The following is an 18,289-nucleotide window of genomic DNA, read 5'->3' as shown; positions in this document are numbered from 1 at the left end:
CCCGGCCGGTGCGCTAAAATCGTCCCTTCACACAACGAAACTGCGTCTCACAATCCCATGCTCGACATCCAGCTGCTGCGCAAAGACCTCGACGGCGTCGCGAAGCGCCTCGCCGACCGCGGCTACACCCTCGACGTCGCCGCCTTCTCCGCGCTCGAAGCGGAACGCCGCGCCATCCAGACCCGCACCGAAGAGCTCCAGGCACGCCGCAACAGCCTGTCGAAGCAGATCGGCGCGATGAAAGGCCGCGGCGAGGACACCTCGGCGGTCATGGCCGAAGTGGGCGGCATTGGCGACGAGATGAAGACGTCGGCAGCCAAGCTCGACGAGATCCAGTCGAAGCTCTCGGACCTGCTGCTCGGCGTGCCGAACCTGCCGCACGAGAGCGTGCCAGCAGGCAAGGACGAGGCCGACAACGTGGAAGTGCGCCGCTGGGGCACGCCGCGCGCGTTCGACTTCGAGGTGAAGGATCACGTGGACGTCGGCACGCCGCTGGGCCTCGACTTCGAGACGGGCGCGAAGCTCTCGGGCGCGCGCTTCACGATGCTGCGCGGCCAGATCGCGCGCCTGCATCGTGCGCTGGCGCAGTTCATGATCGACACGCACACGCTCGAGCACGGCTATACGGAAACGTACACGCCGTACATCGTCAACCCGGAAATCCTGTACGGCACGGGCCAGTTGCCCAAGTTCGCCGACGACATGTTCCGGGTGGAAAAGGGCGGCGGCGAGAACACGGTCACGCAGTACCTCATTTCGACCTCGGAAATCTCGCTCACGAACACGGTGCGCGAGAGCATCGTGGAAGGCAGCGCGTTGCCGATCAAGCTCACCGCGCATTCGCCGTGCTTCCGCTCGGAAGCCGGTTCGTACGGCCGCGACACGCGCGGCATGATCCGTCAGCACCAGTTCGACAAGGTCGAAATGGTCCAGATCGTTGCGCCTGAAACGTCGTACGACGCGCTCGAGCAGATGGTCGTTCACGCGGAAACCATCCTGCGCAAGCTCGGCCTGCCGTATCGCGTCATCACGCTGTGCACGGGCGATATGGGCTTCTCGGCTTCCAAGACCTACGACCTCGAAGTGTGGTTGCCGGCGCAAAACACGTATCGCGAAATTTCGAGCTGCTCGAATACGGAAGCTTTTCAGGCGCGCCGTATGCAGGCGCGTTACCGCAACGCGCAGGGCAAACCGGAGCTCGTGCATACGCTCAACGGCTCGGGCCTTGCCGTGGGCCGTACGCTCGTTGCCGTGCTGGAGAACTATCAGGAAGCGGACGGCTCGGTCACCGTGCCGGAAGCGCTGCGGCCGTATATGGGCGGCGTGGCGCGCCTTGCAGTGAGCGCCTGAGGCACTGCTTCGCGAACAGAACATGGGATTGGCTTGCCCTCGAAACTTTTTTCCAAAGAGGGCTTGCGGAATTCAAAAAATGTTCTATAATCTTCGCTTCTCTGGTCGCCGACCAAGATCAGAGAGGCAGTAAATAGCAGTACACCGGAGAGGTGGCAGAGTGGTCGAATGTACCTGACTCGAAATCAGGCGTACGGTTTCCCCGTACCGTGGGTTCGAATCCCACCCTCTCCGCCAAATTCAGAAAACCCCTGCATGCTTAACCGCTGCAGGGGTTTTTGCTTTTCTGCGCAGTGCGCGCGCAGGTGCACGCACTACTGCTGCATATGCCCGCGCATCTCCAGCGCACGCAGGTACGTTCCGGAAATCGACGACCCGCCGTGATGCACGATCTTCTCGTCGACGAGCGCCCACACCGATTTGCCTGCCGCACGCACGCGCCGGCAGAACGACAGGTCTTCCGAGAGGTACACGCCTTTTTCGCCGACGGTGTCGAAGAACGCATAGAACTTGCCGTCCGGCAGGTAACCCGCGTATTGCGCAGGCGGGCGGTATAGCTCCGTGTGCGCCACGATCGACTCGAGTGCGTCGCGCCGCACGAGGAAGATGCCCGTGCCGATATGGCTCACCTCCGCCCAGCCATCGGACACGAAGCTGCTGCCCGCTTCGTCGGCGAGGATCGCCGTGTTGTAGTCCACCGTTTTTTCCTGCCATTCGCGCAGTGTGAGCCCCACATCGGCGGTCGTGATCTGCTTTTCCCGGTCGAAGAAGCGGTACGGGCAGGCAATGCCGGCCACCGGCTTGTCGCCGGCGATCAGGCGCAGAACCGCTTCGCGCGAGAAGTCCATGTCCGTATCGAGAAAGAGGAGATGGGTGAACTCGGGATGGCTCAAAAAATAATTCGCAAAGAAATTGCGCGCGCGGATGATATGCGACGAAGCCGTGTGGATGTACTCGAAGCCGATGCCGCGCTCCTTGAGCGTTTCCATGAGGCGGGCAAGCGCCATGGCGAAGTCGAAATGCACCGAGTTGTCGTAGGTGGGCAGCGCGATCAGGACGTTGAGCGCCGTGTTCGGAGTGGAGGAGGGGGCGGGATGACTTGAGGTCATGATCGGGCTTCCTGCTTGCGATGTAAGATATTTCTCATTTTTGACGGTGGGTTGCGCTCGAACAATCGGAGATATCTGAAAATTCCACGCCCGGCGTCATGGCGATGACGCGCCTTGCTGCGCTAGCGACGCTGCAGCGCCGGTACAATCGCTCCTTTGAATTTGCGGCGAAGCGTTCTCCAGCACACCGCCGCGCCTACTTCGGTCCACAGATGCCTATCACCTACAAGTCTGCCGACGATCTCGCCCGCCTGCGCATTTCGGGCCGGCTCGCCGCCGACGTGCTCGCGATGATCGGCGAGCACGTGAAGCCGGGCGTCTCCACCGACGACCTCGACGCCCTCTGCAACGACTACATCGTCAACACGCTCAAGGCCGTCCCGGCCAATGTCGGCTACCTCGGTTTTCCGAAGACGATCTGCACGTCCGTCAATTCCGTGGTCTGCCACGGCATTCCGAGCCGCGGCGAGGTGCTCAAGGACGGCGACATCATCAACATCGACGTGGCCGTCATCAAGGACGGCTATTTCGGGGACACGAGCCGCATGTACTGCGTCGGCACACCGAGCACGGTGGGCCGCCAGCTGATCGACACGACCTACGAAGCGATGCTCGCGGGCATCCGCCAGGTGAAGCCCGGTGCGACGCTCGGCGACGTCGGCAACGCCATCCAGAAGCGCGCGCAAAGCGATGGCTTCTCGATCGTGCGCGAGTATTGCGGCCACGGTATCGGCAAGGTCTATCACGAAGAGCCGCAGGTGCTGCACTACGGCCAGCCGGGGCAGGGCGTGCGACTGAAGCCGGGCATGGTCTTCACGATCGAGCCGATGGTCAACGCAGGCCGCGCCGGCACGACGGTGCAGCGCGACGGCTGGACGGTCGTCACCAAGGACCGCTCGCTCTCGGCGCAGTGGGAGCACATGGTTGCGGTCACCGACGACGGCTACGAACTCCTCACGCCCTGGCCGGACGGCACAGGCGCCTACGAGGCCCCGTGAGCGCGGTTGTGCGGCCTCTGCGGCCGTCTGTCAAGGATCGCGCGCGAGGCGTGGTCTGCAGGCAATTGTCAAATAAGGATTTGACTCTCAAGCCAGTTCGGTTAAAGCTACGCGTTAGCGCTTTATTGGGGTTTACGACTGCATGAGTCCGTCACTGACCGTTCGCCGTATCGCCGCCGATCAGGGTGCCGTGCTCCGCGAGCTTCGAACAGCATCGCTGCGCGACGCGCCTTATGCATTCGGCGACACGCTCGAAGACGCGCTATCGGCCGATGCCGCCGTTTTCGACGCCGCGGCGGCCCGCCATGCGGTTTCGCACACCGGCACGTCGTTCATTCTCTATACCGAGGGCCATCCGGCCGGGCTGATCGGCGCGAGCTTCGAAAGCGCGCCGGCGCGCCGCGCGTTCGTTTCGGCGCTGTGGGTCGCGCCTGCGGTGCGTCATCTGCGCGGCGGCGAACTGCTTCTGAACAGCGCCATCGAATGGCTCGTGAGCGAAGGCGCAACGCAGGTCTACGCCTGGGTGACCGACGCGAACACCACGGCCATGCGTTTCTACGAGCGCCTCGGCTTTGTCGCCACCGGCGATCACGCGCGCAGCCAGCAACAGCCCGAGCAATGGGAAACGTTGCTCATGCGCGCGCTCGGCGAGCACGCGAAGTCCGCTTCTTCACCGGCTTCTTCGCCATAACACGTGCCGTTCGCGCCGCTGTGCGCGGCGGCGCTCCTGCTTCACTTCCCTCCGTACGACACACCGAACCCGATCGTTCGCGCTCGCGGTCTCGCTTCGCGCGCTTTTTTTGCGCCATTTTTGTTTGTGCGCGGGTTGTGCGTATCGAGCAGGGAATTTGGCCGAATACACCATTAAAAATAATGGCCGTGTGCGTCCGCGCCTGTAAAATACGCAAAATTTTTAGCCGAACGCCATGTCGCCCAGGAAATCGCCATATTTTGAACTGAAGAGCGGTTCAGTCGATACGCTTCTGTTCGTGGTCAAGACGACCGAGCTCGATGCCATGCGCGCAGAACTTACGCGGCGCTTCGAGGCGACGCCTGAATTCTTCGCAAACGACACCGTCGCGATCGACGTGCGGCGTCTCGCCGACGGCGAGCAGGTCGCGCTCGGCGACATCGCGCGTCTGCTGGAAAGCGTGCGCATGCGCCCGGTCGGCGTGGTTGCACAGCCTGAGCAACATGGCTGGGCCGCTGCAGCAGGCCTGCCTTTCCTCGAAGCGCGCGACCGCCGCGGCGCGGGCACGAAGCCGGCCTTCGATGAAGCGGCGAGCGACGGCGAGGCTTCGAATGCGCCTGCCACTGCATCTGCCACCGCCACCGCATCGGCCGCGCCGCAAACCACTGCTGCACAGCCCGAACTCTTTCCCTCCGAAACGGACCCGGCCGCCGCCCAGGCGAGCGCGGCGGCTACGGTGAGCGCCGCGGCGTCGCTCGAAGCCGGCGCACGCGCGGAACCCACGCTCGTGGTCGACCGGCCGCTGCGTTCGGGTCAACGCATCTACGCAAAGGGCGATGTGGTCGTGCTCGGCCTCGTTTCCAACGGCGCGGAAGTGATCGCAGAGGGCAACATCCACATCTACGCGCCGTTGCGCGGCCGCGCGCTCGCTGGCGTGCACGGCAACCACGACGCACGCATTTTCTGCACGAGCCTCGAGGCGGAACTGATTTCGATTGCGGGCATCTACCGTACCACTGAAGTCCCACTCGCCGACGACGTACGCGGCAAGCCGGCTCAAATCCGGCTCGAGGAAGAAAAGCTGTTGATCGAACCGTTGAGGCTCACCTGAGTCGCAGCTCGAGCGTCGTGCGCAGGCGAGCAGGGGCATGAGCGGCACGCGATGAGACCAAACTGAGAAACTGACGAACGCAAGGTAAGGGAATGGCAAAAATCATTGTGGTGACTTCGGGCAAAGGTGGTGTCGGCAAGACGACCACGAGCGCGAGTTTCGCATCGGGCCTCGCGTTGCGCGGCCACAAGACCGCGGTCATCGACTTCGACGTGGGCCTGCGCAATCTCGACCTCATCATGGGTTGCGAGCGCCGCGTCGTGTACGACCTGATCAACGTGATCCAGGGTGAGGCGAACCTCAATCAGGCGCTCATCAAGGACAAGAAGTGCGAAAACCTTTTCATCCTGCCGGCCTCGCAAACACGCGATAAAGACGCGCTCACGAAGGAAGGCGTGGAGAAGGTGATCGAGGACCTGCGCAAGATGGACTTCGAGTACATCGTGTGCGATTCGCCCGCCGGTATCGAGTCGGGCGCGCTGCTTGCGATGCACTTCGCCGACGAAGCGCTCATCGTGACGAACCCGGAAGTGTCTTCCGTGCGCGACTCGGACCGTATTCTCGGCATGCTGTCGTCGAAGACGAAGCGCGCGATCGACGGCAAGGACCCGATCAAGGAGCACCTGCTCATCACCCGCTACAACCCGAAGCGCGTGAGCGAAGGCGAAATGCTCTCGCTGAACGACATTCAGGAGATTCTGCGCATCGAACTGATCGGCGTGATTCCCGAATCGGAAGCGGTGTTGCACGCATCGAACCAGGGTCTGCCGGCCGTGCATCTGGATGGCACCGACGTTGCCGAATCGTACAAGGACGTCGTGTCGCGCTTTCTCGGCGAGGACAAGTCGCTTCGCTTCACCGATTACCAGAAGCCGGGCCTCTTGCAGCGCCTCTTCGGTAGCAAGTAAGGGAGGCGAACGTCATGTCGTTTCTTTCGTTTTTTCTCGGCGAGAAGAAGAAGTCCGCCTCGGTAGCGAAGGAACGCCTGCAGCTCATCATTGCTCACGAGCGCGCAGGCGGCCATCCGCCCGCCGACTATCTGCCGGCCCTGCAACGCGAACTGGTCGCGGTGATCTCCAAGTACGTGAAGATCTCCGATGAAGACATTCGCGTGAGCCTCGAACGTCAGGACGATCTCGAAGTGCTCGAGGTCAAGATCGAGATTCCGCAGGCTTGAGTCTTAAGCGCGCGCAGCCGCTGTGCTGCGCGCGTGGTTTGTCGTATCGCTTCGCTTTTCCTTCGCGCCTTGCTTTCTCGCGCGCTGCGCGCCAACGCCCCGTTGCGCCTTACCGAAATATTCGGTTTCACTTCACCCTGCGCCGTTACACCGCCGCTGTCAGCGCAACGCCCTGTTCGTGCATTGATCGGGTAACGCCAATCATGGCGTGCACATTCAAGGGTGATCAACATGAACAACTCCATTCGCCTCTTCATCGCCAAGGCCGCGATCGTTGCTGCGGGCACATGCGCTGTCGCGGCTCCCGCGCTTGCCGAAATCGTCGTGATCGAGCCGAGCGCGCCGCCGCCTGCCGAACGCGTGGAAGTCATGCCGGCGCCGCGTGCGGGCTATGTCTGGGACAAGGGCCACTGGCGCTGGGATCACGGCCAGTACGTGTGGGTGCGGGGCCATTGGCAGGCTGAGCGTGTTGGCTATCACTGGGTGCCGGGCCACTGGATCGCGCACGGCCCGAACTGGCGCTGGGTCGAAGGCCATTGGGCCGCTTGATCGTTCGAGCCCGAGGGGAGCCTTGACATGAGTAAAAAACTGCTCGCGGCAGCCGTGCTCGCGCTTACGCTGGCGGGCTGCATCGTCGTACCGGCGCGGCCCATGTACGTGAGACCCGCGCCGGTCGTCATCTACTAGCCGTTGACCGTTGTTATCGATCCGTCGACGGGTCGTCCATTCCGGGCCCGACGCGCTTTTGGCGCGTCGGGCCCGGTGTGTTTTGCGGTGCGCGTTGTCGATGCCACACGTCGTTTGAGTAAGAAAGGGACAGATATCGTTCGCATCGAATCGACTATTCGCAGGTTGACGCAAGGTTCGTCCGCTAGAATCTCCGGAAATCCCTTGAAGACTGGAATATCGGGCCCCGCGGTCCGCAGCACAATGAAACGAGTTTTGATTGTCAAAGTGACTTCGCTCGGCGACATCGTCGAAGCGCTTCCGGTTGTCGCCGACGTGCAGCGCGCCTTCCCTGGCGTCAAGGTCGATTGGGCCGCGGACGAGGCCTTTGCCGATATCGTGCGCTGGAACGCAGGCGTCGACCGCGTGCTCTGCGCGCCGCTGCGCCGCTTCAAGAAGGCGCGCCGCTGGAGCGACTTCAAGGCGATCTGGGCATCGATTTCGGAACTGCGCGCTTACCGCTACGACGCGGTCGTCGACATTCACGGCGTGTACAAGAGCGCGATCATTGCGTTTATCGCGCGCGGGCGGCGCCGCTTCGGCTATCTGTCGCAGGACCTCGGCGAGCGCGGCGCGGCCTTCGCGTACAACGGCCGTTTCGGGCCGCGTCCGAAGTGCGATGCATGGCACGGCATGCGCATCAGCGCCGGCGAGGCGCTTGGCTACACAGTCGATACGCCGCCCGACTTTCAGATGCGCATTCCGCGCGACGGCACCGCGCTGCCCGCGCCTGAGGCGCCCACGGCGCTGCTCTTTCATGCGACCTCGAAAGACGAGAAGAAGTGGCCGGTCGCACATTGGGGTGAACTGGGCAACGCGTTGATCGCGCGTGGCCTACGCATTGAACTGCCGTGGGGTTCCGAAAGCGAGCACGCCACGGCGCTCGAGATCGCGGCGCTCATCCCAGGTGCTACGGTGCTGCCGCGCCTCACGGTCTCGCAGGTCGCGCAGCGCATCGAAGATTGCGCGCTCGTCGTCGGCACCGACACAGGCTTCGTGCATCTCTCGCACGCGCTCATCAAGCCGACCGTGATGGTCTTCGTTTCGACCGACGCCGAGCACAGTGGCGTGCGTGCGCCCAATCGTTCGATCTCGATCGGCGATGGCCATCACGTGCCGCCCGTGCAGGTAGCGATCGATGCCGTAGACCGCATCTACCCCGCGCGCGACGGTGGCGCATCCACGCAGGCATCGCGCGTTCACGCCGCTTGAGTTTTCGCGGTTCGGCGCGCGCTTGCCGCGCGCTTTCCTCGCCGTTTTCTCGGGGTTGCCTCGCGTTTCCTATTACGAGCTTGTTAAAAGTGTCGCGCTTGTATTGCACGCGCGCGTGGGGGCGCACGTGCAAAAGGCTTTGGACGCCCATGCTGTTACATGAGCCATACCGCTGCTTACAAATTGCAACGCCTCACGCCTTCGCCGTCGTGTTCAATCGTAACCGTCCAGCCCGACATCGCATGGCTGGACCCAGACACTGACTCGAAGGGAGAACACTGTGAAACGATTGACGCTTACCCTCATCGCCGGCGCATTGCTTGCGGCTTCGCTGGGCGGCTGCGTCGTGGTGCCAGCCGGCGGCTACTACGGCGGTGGCTACCATCACGGCTACTACTACCGCTGATCGCCGCCACACGGCGCAGCACCCCATGGCGCCGTGCGAATGGCACCAGCGGCACCAGCGGCACCAGCGGCACCAGCGGCACCAGCGGCACCAGCGGCACCAGCGGCAACAGCGGCAACAGCGGCAACAGCGGCAACAGCGGCAACAGCGGCAACAGCGGCACGCCGGCCTTCAGGCAAGCAGCATTTCCATTGCGACGACCGCGGCAATTGCCGCGGCGTTCGCCGCCAGCGCTTCGAGCACGACCGCGCGCCAACTCGCGGTGCGCAGGCGAAACGCCATCAGGAGGGAGATGCCCAGGGCGAGGGCGATGATCAGAACAATGTCGGCGTTGCTCAGATGCAGGTTCATCGTCGGCTCCCCCGGGAGATCGCTCCCCGCCTGTTGATTCGAGTATAGCCACGCATTGCGCGTGCCCAAAGCGATCAAAAAACGCGATTTGCAAGGGCGTAAAAAAAGCGGAGTCCGGCTGGCGGACTCCGCTTTTTCTTTGATGCGGCGACGCGTTACGACAGCGACGTATGGCGCGTTTCACGCATGCACAGGACACCGAACAGGCTCACGCAGGCGGCGATCGACACATACGCGCCGACCCACGAGAGACCGCCGCGCGCGGCGAGCACCTGGGCGATATACGGCGCGACCGAAGCGCCGAGAATGCCGCCGAGGTTGTACGCCACGCCCGCGCCCGTATAGCGCACGTTCGTCGGGAACAACTCGGGCAGCAGCGCGCCCATCGGCGCGAACGTGGCGCCCATCAGGAACAGCTGGATCACGAGGAAGAGCAGGACGAGCGGCGTTGCACCGCTGCCGAGCAGCGGCTCCATCGTGAAGCCCGAGAGAATCGCCAGAATGCAGCCGACGATCAGCACCGGCTTGCGGCCGAAGCGATCGGAAAGCCAGGCCGAGATCGGGGTGGCGATGCCCATGAACACCACGGCGATGCACAGCATGCCGAGGAAGGTCGGACGCGGAATATGCAGTGCCGTTACGCCGTGCGAGAGCGAGAACACCGTCGCGTTGTAGAAGAGCGTGTAGCACACGACCATGGCGAGCGCGCCGAGCAGCGTTGGCCACCAGTACTGCGAGAGCAGCGTCGCGACCGGCACCTTGACGCGCTCATCGCGTTCCACAGCGGCCTTGAAAGCGGGCGTTTCCGCGATCTTCAGGCGCACATACAGACCGAGCGCGACGAGCACCGCCGAGACGATGAACGGCACGCGCCAGCCCCACTCACGGAACTGCTGGTCGGAGAGCGTCGAAGCAAGCCCGAAGAAAAGGCCATTGGAGGCGAGGAACCCCACCGACGGCCCGAGCTGCGGGAACATGCCGAACCAGCCGCGCTTGCCTTGCGGCGCGTATTCCGTCGCGAGGAGCGCGGCGCCGCCCCATTCGCCGCCCAGGCCGATGCCCTGGCCAAAGCGCAGGATGCACAGCAGGATCGGCGCGAGGCTGCCAATCGCGTCATAGCCGGGCAGGAAGCCGATCAGCGTGGTGGACAGGCCCATGACGAGCAGCGACGCCACCAGCGTCGATTTACGGCCGATGCGGTCGCCGAAGTGGCCGAAGATGAACGAGCCGATTGGCCGCGCGACGAACGCAATGCCGAAGGTGACGAACGCCGAGAGCGCCTGCGCGGTGGCCGAGCCGTGCGGGAAGAACACGGGGCCGATGACGAGCGCGGCGGCCGTTGCGTACACATAGAAGTCGTAAAACTCGATTGCGGTGCCGATAAAGCTCGCAAAGATCACGCGTGCGGTGCTTTGCTGCTTCGCTGCGTTTGCCTGATCGGCGCGCGCGGGCGAAATGGGGGAGGTGGACATTCAAGGGTCTCCAGTCGTTGTGACGCGCTTACGCCTCCCGTCTTGCAAGGCTTGCGCGGACGTCTTTGTTCAGGCTCGAAGCGTGGCGGGACGCGCTCTGGCGCGCGACGCTCAGGTCACTTCCAGCACGCAGCGTCCGTCAGGCGGCGACGCTTCGCCAGTATGCATCGCACAGCGCGGCTGTGCGCGGTGGTTCCTGACCGGCTATGGCGCGTGCCGATAGGCACGAAGGGGCGCGAGCACGATCGAAGCCTCACGCGGCGGCGCGGATGGCGCGTGGCGAGAGGCATGGCCGGCGGGCGCCGGCTGGGGATAGCGAAAAATTATAACGACCGTGCGCGCCGCGCAGCAAGGCGGGCGTAAACAGGCGGGGGTAAGCGTTGACGTTACTGGAAGTTCTGCGCTTGCGGCGAAGCGAGCGTGCGTAACTGGAACTTGCCGTTGTCGTTGAAGAGCCAGTCCTCGAACATCTCGAGCTGGCCGGCGGAATTGAGCAGGCCGCCGGGCGGTGGCGGCAGCGGGGCGGCACGGCGCAATGTTGCGAGCGCGGTGGCCTCGGCTTCGTTGTCGCCGTTGGTTCGATAAACCGATGACTTCACGATCTGGCCATTGCGATTGACCGTGAACGACACGACCACGAGCGAGCGGAGCATGGCCTGCGGCGTGCCGTGCAAAACGTAGGTCGGGTTGTGCGCGACGATGTGTTTCGCGACCGTGGTGCGGTAGTCGTCGAGTGTGGCGCTGTTGATTGCCGCCGGAGGAATGACGAGGAGCGGTTTGGGCGGCGGCGTGATCGTGCAGGCGCCGAAGCACCCGAGAATCGCGAGCAGCAAAACCAGACCGAGGCGCCGTGCGAGGAAGGCGCAAGGTGCGGACGAACCGCATGACCACTGGACGCAGATGAGCATGTCGAACAAGCTCGGAAGCGGAACCTGATTCGAGCTTAGACGATACGCAGCGGGAAGCAATCAGAACTGTCCCGCGTTGTCACGGGGCGTGGGACAAACGTGCGAAGCGGCGGGGTGCCTGAGCGTGCTTATTCGACCGGGAACTGTGCGCAGGGATCGGCCGTGGTCGTCGCGCAGGCGTACGAGTACTCGCCGCTCTTCAGGAACAGTTCCTTGCCGACCTGGAAGTTGTCGCGAAGATTGGGCGAAGTTTCCCACGCGATGTAGCTGGAGCACATCACGGCGAACAGGACGACAAGCGAGAACGCGAATTTTTCGAGCAGTTGGTATTGGTGCGGCATGGTGATCTTTCCCATCGATGGGTAGGATTTTACCTCATGATTAGGGTTTTCACCTAGTGAATTGCACGTGGCTTCCTGCCGCAATTTATGGGTTTGACCCTTTAATTGCGGGCGTTGTGGCGGGATATTCGATCCGAACGTCGGCGCGCCCTGGCTAAGCGCGGCCTGCCGTCGTTAAATTCATCGCAGTCCTGATTATTTATTGCTCGATGTTGACCGCGCATGCTCTCGTGGCATTGGGGTGGCATCTCGTTGATCAGCGGCGTATTGGCCTGATGGCCGGCGCTTTGACGACACGCTGGCGCGCAGACGCGCCAGGTTTCAAGAATTGGCGGAGGCGGTGAGATTCTCGCTCAGTATAAATCCGGTGCAGTTAAATCAAGGACTTAGGTCAAGTCCCCACGCTGATGCTGGCACACTTCCCCGGCACACACAAGCCCCGCGAGACAGCCCGCGCATCGACACCCGGGACGGCGCGGAGAGGTGGGAAACACATGCAGAAAACAGGACCTAGTCTTGAGCTTGGACCTGGCGCGGCTTCATGCATGGGCCGTTAGTCCGGGCAGCGTTCACGTGTTGGCTCGCGCGGTGTTTCAAGCCAGCCTTTTGCGGCGGCCCGGACGGACGCGCTGCCGACGCCGCCGGTCCCGGTGCAGCGGCAGGGTCGTCAAGCCGACCCATCGCAGGCGACCCGCCTGTCCGGGACCCGGGTTCGTCGAGTCGCCCCATCGCGGATTCGGCAGGTGCAGAGCCGGTGTCGAGCCGTCCCATCTCGGCCTGCTGTGCTGCGGAGCCGGATGCAGAGGACTGGACTGTGACAGGGTAGACGTACCGGATATAAAGGTAGAAGAAGGCGAAGGTGATAACCAGAATCGCCAGTCCGGCCACCGACGACTTGAAGTAAAGCTTGTTGGACTCGGCTCTGAGTTCGGTCGCATCCACGAGCAGTTTCCGCTCGCGCCACGATAGGGCAAAGACGAAAGTGAGCTGCAGGCCCGCGAGAAGAATGCCGCCCCACGTCATCCGTTCGACCAGTCGTAGAATTTCATCGCTTTGCGTCTGCGCCTGCTGAAATGCGCCACGCCGGACTTCCCATTCAGTGAGCTCGTACGCATAGCCGGACTCGCGGAAGCAATCGGCAGACACCAGCCCCAGCGTACCGATGTCTGTTGTCTTCATCCCAAGGCGCGCAAACGAGCGCTCATAGCACGCCAAAAGCTCGGACATTGCAGCGTCCATCGGTCGCGTCGACAGCGCGGACGCTTCCGCTTGTTGGCCGACGCCCCGTGGACTACCCGGCGCGGCCGGCGCGTCGCTCGCCTGGCCATGCGCCGGCTGCAGGGCGCAGAGCGCCATACAGACTGACACGGCCCTCATGGCGCTCCTTATCGTTTTCATGACCACTCCAACACAGGATGGCTTGCCGGATTCTAGTTGCTCGTTCCGCTGCACCAGCACTTTTTCCCCCGTGGACTGCCTGGAGGGAGGGGGCATCGGGTGTCTGCGCCAACGCACCAGACCTGGTCACTAGGCGATGGGCCGCTGGGGGCTACGGAATTGCTCACCCTATTGGGACCGTCGGGCGCGGCTGATTTGACCTCGTCTGCTGTCTTTGCGGCGTTTGCTATGTCGCTGAATAACCCTGCCGAGGTCGCTGCCCACGGCCATGCCAACAGGCAGGCGAGGATACCTGTGGAAATCCTTTGTGATGGACTCACGGTGCCTCCGGTAGAGGGTAATTGCCACATTGCCCGAGCGCATAAAGCGGCCTTCGTTCTTAGACTTTCAGCGATGCTGGATTGGTATTCATTGGCTGACGCCCGGGCACCAGCATTTCTGGCCGCGCGGCGTTCCGCTTGGAAGTAGGCATCGGGTGTCAGCGCTGACGCACCACGCGCCGCCGGTTGGCTGAACCGGACTGCTTCTGTCCGGTCCGGGTGGTGCGTCGGCTCCCGCAGCCCATTCAGTCGGACCACTGGGGGCGGCGGCACCGGCCGCATCACCACGTACCTGTGGACTGGTAGTCTGGGCCAACGTGGGAAATGGCAGTCCCGCCAGACCCGCCAGTATTACCGTGACCAACCGCGTCGACTTACCCATTGCGGACCCCTGGTGTTAACAAGGCTTGCATGCAGCGGCACATTCCCCTTGCAGAAAGGGGCTAGCGATGGCCGGCGTTGGCGCGTCATTCTGTCCACATCACAAAGACGGGCGACAGTCTTATCGATATGGCAACCCCCGCTGCCGACCGGCCTGTCCTATGGACGTGCGAACAATTGCTTTTACGCACAGCGTGCGACGGGCGCTCATGTTCTAGCCGCTCGTCCCGGCACACCAGCATTTTTTCCCACGAGGGGTGCCTGCAGGGAGTGGACAGCGGGTTTCCGGGCCTACGCACCAGACGCCCTCCCCAAACGACGGGGCGGGTGCGGAGGGCGCAGGCGCTGCAGCGTTTGCGGGACCTGCTGGTGCGATAGCTGCTGGCGGTGAAATGCTCCGGCGCATGGTTAAATCGGGGCCTTCGGGAGCGGAAGCCTGTGCCCGGGACACCGCCGGCACTACCACCAGGCAAGCCAGCATGCCTGCGGAAATCCATCGCGCAAAGTTCATAGCGCCTCCTGAAAGCGGGCTTGCCACCCTCGTACAGGAAATACTGGGCGGCCCACCGAGCACAATGCTCATCGTTGAGGGAAAATCTCCCACACGCAAATTTGGCGCGGGCTAGCGCCGACAAACGCATTGCCCTCACAATCGTGGCTTATGTTTGGCGCTCGGGAACTTTAAATCCCAGGTATACGCCGCTACTGATTCCCATGACCGCCAGCAAATTTGTTCCGAATTCCGGCGTCTCCAGTCCGATATACACCTTTCCCACATAAATTACGCCTAGCACCAGCGTCCACGCCATGATTTGCCATCTGTAGATTGTTGGCCCATTTACGTCGTTGACAAGGTCACGAATGAATCCCTGGCTTTTGATTGGTGCGATTTTTGACTGGTATGTTGCCCACAACGTAGCGTATGTGGAGTTGGCCGGCGCATTGGGAATTGTTTGAACGGCCTGCCCAGCGGCGAGGACGGGGTCCATTGCCTTTGTGTACAGTTCTTCTACCTCACTGCTGAGGGTGAGGCCGATTGCCAGGACGGCGGCTTCTATATTGGCAATCGGTCCGTTCTTTGTCTGGTCGATAGCAACTGCACCCAACGCGGTTGCGCTGGAGAGACCGAGAAGGGTGAACGACTCAGGGTTTAGCGAGTTCAGGTCGCCAGTAATCGTCAAAATAAAAATGAATGAAGAAAAAATTAGGCAAAACCAGAATGCCATCTGAACACGGCCGAGGCTATACGGTCGTTCAGGGCGTCGCATCTGCGGAATGACCGTGTCACGAATCATGACTGTTTTGCGGGCGCACATCACGGTGATAAAAGCTACCAGGAATACAGCAAAGGTGCCCAGTATCATTCCAGGAATCGAATAGCGCTGGAAGGTGATGGTTGGATTGGAATTCGGGTTTTTCCCGTCGATAAATTCCAGCTCTTTATGGTCTATCTGTATTGCGAGTGGCAGCTTTGTTACCCTGTTTTGTGAGAACGGTCGGCCAAGAATATCCTGCCAGTCATTCTGATTTTCTCCATTTCGCGTGAATGTGAAAAGAACTTGACGACTTGGGGCTAAGGCGCAGGTTGGCGATAGCTTTGAGGATTTGTTTATCAAAAGGACAATACTCCTGCAATCCTCCGGTTCATCTCCGTCAAGAAGTTGAATGGCGATTTTACTGTCCAAACTTAACAATGGGTTCTGGTAGTCCGAAGCTATACTAAATCTGGTCGGAGCGGCCGACATGGCCAGGCTCGTAAACATGAAGGAGCAGTACATTCCGATGAGGGTTTGCAGGAGAACCTTCATTCTTCGGCCCTTGGAGTATCCGATTACGCGATTGGTGACTTGCCTGGCAACCGAGCGATATTGATTTACGTTGCCTACAACGATGACAGCGTGCTCGGACGACGCGCCGTATCCCGCACGGAGAAATCTGCCGGAAAGTTCATCTCCTTTCAATTGAAGCGTACGCTGATTTTCAGAAAGCAATGGCCTCTTCCATAGCCCGCTCATCATCTTACGTAAAAGAGCTTCAGACGCGTCCATTTGCACGAAGCGTAGATGACGAGGCACCACGACGTATGTAGGGTTAACGTGAAACTCCATTGAAACAGTGCATTTTGTGTCGGATGGCGCACATTTGGAAGTGTACTGGCTAGCATACGTTCCACCACCTCTTCAACTCACCATGGAGTAAATCGAAGAGCGCGAACCCAGCTTTGTAACTCCTCTCGCCTGGCGTTCATGTGTGAGCAAACGAACATTTCTTCACCGTTAAGCCTTGGAGCTTGAAACAAGGCTGAACTAAATTGCTTGAAATCAAACTGTAAACAAATCTGGGCGCGATTGAGAAATGTAGTTCGCGCCAGGGATAGCGAGCATCACCCGCCTCGGAGAGGGCAATAAACGCATTGCGGGAAAATTGGGTAGGGTCGAGCACAGAACTTCGCTACCTTTGACCTTCCCTACGTTTTCCCTTCCGGAAGACTTGAGTTATGCAGTCGAATCCTTTGCCTGCTGAGCGGTGAGCCGGCCTCATAGGAATCGCGTCGGCGATTCAAAGTCGGGCGACGAATGACGACGACGGCGGTTATAAAACACTTCGATGTATTCGAACAAGTACGCAGCGACCTTCCGATGCGGGCGATACCTCATGTCGCGCACCCGCATGTTCTTCAAACTGCTGAAGAAGCTCACATGTTGGCGATGCCCCGTAAATTAGGTGGAAACAATTTGTGCCGGCGACGTTTGCCACTGCATCTACTGCGAGCGAAATGACCTTCATCGAACATTTCCGTTAATAAAAAGGAGAGGAGAAATGTCGAAAGTCCAGCGCGAGTGTCGGTCAGCCATATTCCTGGTGTGCTCGTTGACGAGTGCATGTACGACAAACATGACGAGTGTGGCCACCTTTGGTGACGCGACGGCGTCGGTTGCCACGCAAACGAATGCTGTCTTGACCAAAATGCCGCAGGGTTGCCGCGATAATCTTGCGCTGGTCACGCAGGAGCGTACTCTAGTCGAGTCGGTGCTGACGGCTGGCGGAATTGCTTCCGGAAAAGGGTTATCGCCAAAGAATACTGGCGCGGCTACCATGAATCAGGCGTCAGTACAGAGTGCCATTCAATCGCACCGAGCCGCACTTGACGGAATGCGGGCTGCGCTTCAAACGGCTGAGGAAAGTCTAGCGAAAAGTTGCGAAGAGATGGAGGCTTTGACACCGGCATTAGCAGGCCTGGGAACCATTTTGTCGTCTTATGCGCTGGGTATCAAGGCCTTGGCACAAGATGACTTCGTGACATACAAACCGGAACTGGACAAGTTGCCGACGTCAATAGGTGCAATTCCAAGGCCCGGTGTGCCGTCAGAAACTCTGCTCACAAAGGACCAGGTGGCGAGTATTAGCGATTTGCAGAAGCTTTTGTACAAGGCCGCCATCGAGTCCTACCGCCAGAAGAAACTTAAACAAGTACTTGACGGCAACAACGAGAAGGTGGTGGTCGACCTTGTCGACGCTCTGAGGCAAGTGTCGACGTACTACGTCGGCACTCTCGACTCCGTAAAAACGAGTGCGGATGCGTTAGCGACGGATGCGAAGAAGTTACAACAGGAAGGGTTGCTGTACGAGCCAATAGGTTTGCTGGAGGTCAATGTTCGTATGCAAGGTTTCGCAAACGCAACCGAATTAAAGCTCGATGCAGTTAAAGAATACGTTGCCCTGCTTGAGAAGGTGCAGCCTGCGTTTGAGAAGGCGCGCGATTCTATTAACACTGTACCAGCGCAAGATATCGTGGCTGAAGTCAAGGATTTTGCGCAGTCAGCATACGAAGTTCAACAAAAAATGCAGAAGGCATTCTAGAGCCAAGGAGGCGATGCGATGGCCATCTCCGTTCAACCGAACACTGACGAGATTAACCAGTTAGTGGGAGACTCAATGACGCTGGTGCATGCAATCGGTAACCAGCTGCAAGCGTCTGTTGAGAACACAGATGTTTCGCTATCCGATAAAGATTACTGGGATTTGCGCGCGAAGCAACTACTCCTTCAAGCTCAGATTATGGGGTGGCTCAAGGACGGAATTCAAGTCACTCTCCAAAATGCAGGTCAAGCGGTCGACGCCATCAACAAGTCCACTCAGGCGCTCGAGCATGCGCTGCACGTCACACAGGAAATTGCCACAGATATCGCGTTTGTTAGCGCATTCGTTGACCTTGCCGTGGCCATTACGACCGGGCAACCACAGGGAATCATTTCTGCCGGGCAGGCATTCCTGAGTTCCGTGAAAAAGGTGGTGCCTGCGTAGGCAACGCGCAATTCGCATCGCGCGCTGGCCTGT

Annotated in this window: 18 protein-coding genes, 1 tRNA gene and 1 pseudogene; 12 read left to right on the top strand and 8 right to left on the bottom strand. The window is 60.8% G+C overall.

What is annotated here, in order from left to right; translation table 11 throughout:
* Positions 1–57 precede the first annotated feature (57 nt).
* A complete protein-coding gene (gene serS, locus U5A58_RS30675) occupies positions 58–1,350 on the top strand; it encodes a serine--tRNA ligase (protein WP_321964244.1) in 1,293 nt (430 codons plus the stop codon).
* Positions 1,351–1,496: 146 nt separating this feature from the next.
* A tRNA-Ser gene (locus U5A58_RS30670) sits at positions 1,497–1,587 on the top strand.
* Positions 1,588–1,664: 77 nt separating this feature from the next.
* Here the strand turns inward: U5A58_RS30670 and U5A58_RS30665 are convergent.
* Positions 1,665–2,459 (bottom strand): hypothetical protein, encoded by a 795-nt coding sequence (locus U5A58_RS30665; RefSeq protein ID WP_321913897.1) that lies wholly within the window; start codon positions 2,457–2,459, stop codon positions 1,665–1,667.
* 212 nt (positions 2,460–2,671) lie between these two features.
* Between U5A58_RS30665 and map the strand changes: the two genes are divergently transcribed.
* The 8 genes from map to U5A58_RS30625 all read left to right on the top strand — a co-directional run bounded on the left by map (position 2,672) and on the right by U5A58_RS30625 (position 8,780).
* Positions 2,672–3,457: a type I methionyl aminopeptidase gene (gene map / locus U5A58_RS30660; protein ID WP_158758391.1), complete on the top strand. Its 786-nt coding sequence runs from the start codon at positions 2,672–2,674 to the stop codon at positions 3,455–3,457.
* Between the two features lie 142 nt (positions 3,458–3,599).
* Entirely contained in the window at positions 3,600–4,148 is a 549-nt protein-coding gene (locus U5A58_RS30655; RefSeq protein ID WP_321913896.1) for a GNAT family N-acetyltransferase, read from the top strand.
* Positions 4,149–4,383: 235 nt separating this feature from the next.
* Positions 4,384–5,259: a septum site-determining protein MinC gene (minC, locus tag U5A58_RS30650; protein ID WP_321964243.1), complete on the top strand. Its 876-nt coding sequence runs from the start codon at positions 4,384–4,386 to the stop codon at positions 5,257–5,259.
* A 92-nt stretch (positions 5,260–5,351) separates the two neighbouring features.
* Positions 5,352–6,167, top strand: a complete 816-nt coding sequence (gene minD, locus U5A58_RS30645; protein WP_028205181.1) for a septum site-determining protein MinD — start codon at positions 5,352–5,354, stop codon at positions 6,165–6,167.
* Positions 6,168–6,181: 14 nt separating this feature from the next.
* On the top strand, positions 6,182–6,436 hold the full coding sequence (gene minE / locus U5A58_RS30640) for a cell division topological specificity factor MinE (RefSeq protein ID WP_027795398.1): 255 nt from the start codon (positions 6,182–6,184) through the stop codon (positions 6,434–6,436).
* A gap of 231 nt (positions 6,437–6,667) precedes the next feature.
* Complete coding sequence (locus U5A58_RS30635; protein WP_321964242.1) at positions 6,668–6,985, top strand: YXWGXW repeat-containing protein; 318 nt, start codon at positions 6,668–6,670, stop codon at positions 6,983–6,985.
* Positions 6,986–7,366: 381 nt separating this feature from the next.
* The gene (gene waaC, locus U5A58_RS30630; RefSeq protein ID WP_321964241.1) at positions 7,367–8,374 is read left to right on the top strand and encodes a lipopolysaccharide heptosyltransferase I; all 1,008 of its coding nucleotides are present in this window, start codon (positions 7,367–7,369) and stop codon (positions 8,372–8,374) included.
* 280 nt (positions 8,375–8,654) lie between these two features.
* Positions 8,655–8,780 carry a hypothetical protein gene (locus U5A58_RS30625; protein ID WP_256094537.1) on the top strand — a complete coding sequence of 42 codons (126 nt, stop codon included), beginning with the start codon at positions 8,655–8,657 and terminating at the stop codon, positions 8,778–8,780.
* A 171-nt stretch (positions 8,781–8,951) separates the two neighbouring features.
* Here the strand turns inward: U5A58_RS30625 and U5A58_RS30620 are convergent, their stop codons facing one another.
* The 7 genes and pseudogenes from U5A58_RS30620 to U5A58_RS30590 all read right to left on the bottom strand — a co-directional run.
* Complete coding sequence (locus U5A58_RS30620; RefSeq protein WP_321964240.1) at positions 8,952–9,131, bottom strand: hypothetical protein; 180 nt, start codon at positions 9,129–9,131, stop codon at positions 8,952–8,954.
* 155 nt (positions 9,132–9,286) lie between these two features.
* Positions 9,287–10,603, bottom strand: a complete 1,317-nt coding sequence (locus U5A58_RS30615; RefSeq protein WP_321964239.1) for an MFS transporter — start codon at positions 10,601–10,603, stop codon at positions 9,287–9,289.
* 386 nt (positions 10,604–10,989) lie between these two features.
* Positions 10,990–11,511 (bottom strand): TonB family protein, encoded by a 522-nt coding sequence (locus U5A58_RS30610; RefSeq protein ID WP_321964238.1) that lies wholly within the window; start codon positions 11,509–11,511, stop codon positions 10,990–10,992.
* A gap of 128 nt (positions 11,512–11,639) precedes the next feature.
* Entirely contained in the window at positions 11,640–11,852 is a 213-nt protein-coding gene (locus tag U5A58_RS30605) for a hypothetical protein (RefSeq protein WP_321913890.1), read from the bottom strand.
* Between the two features lie 510 nt (positions 11,853–12,362).
* Complete coding sequence (locus U5A58_RS30600) at positions 12,363–13,250, bottom strand: hypothetical protein (RefSeq protein WP_321964237.1); 888 nt, start codon at positions 13,248–13,250, stop codon at positions 12,363–12,365.
* Positions 13,251–14,610: 1,360 nt separating this feature from the next.
* Positions 14,611–15,999, bottom strand: a complete 1,389-nt coding sequence (locus tag U5A58_RS30595) for a hypothetical protein (RefSeq protein ID WP_321964236.1) — start codon at positions 15,997–15,999, stop codon at positions 14,611–14,613.
* A 489-nt stretch (positions 16,000–16,488) separates the two neighbouring features.
* Positions 16,489–16,647 (bottom strand): annotated as a pseudogene (locus U5A58_RS30590) (IS3 family transposase); the annotation flags it as partial.
* Between the two features lie 124 nt (positions 16,648–16,771).
* Between U5A58_RS30590 and U5A58_RS30585 the strand changes: the two are divergent.
* Both U5A58_RS30585 and U5A58_RS30580 read left to right on the top strand, forming a co-directional pair.
* Positions 16,772–17,812 carry a hypothetical protein gene (locus U5A58_RS30585; protein WP_321964235.1) on the top strand — a complete coding sequence of 347 codons (1,041 nt, stop codon included), beginning with the start codon at positions 16,772–16,774 and terminating at the stop codon, positions 17,810–17,812.
* Between the two features lie 18 nt (positions 17,813–17,830).
* Positions 17,831–18,256 carry a hypothetical protein gene (locus tag U5A58_RS30580; protein ID WP_321964234.1) on the top strand — a complete coding sequence of 142 codons (426 nt, stop codon included), beginning with the start codon at positions 17,831–17,833 and terminating at the stop codon, positions 18,254–18,256.
* Positions 18,257–18,289: the final 33 nt, after the last annotated feature.

The organism is Paraburkholderia sp. J7 (genome assembly GCF_905220155.1).
GTDB lineage: Bacteria > Pseudomonadota > Gammaproteobacteria > Burkholderiales > Burkholderiaceae > Paraburkholderia.
Note: the sequence above shows the minus strand (reverse complement) of the source record. Positions and strands in the feature narration are given on the sequence as shown.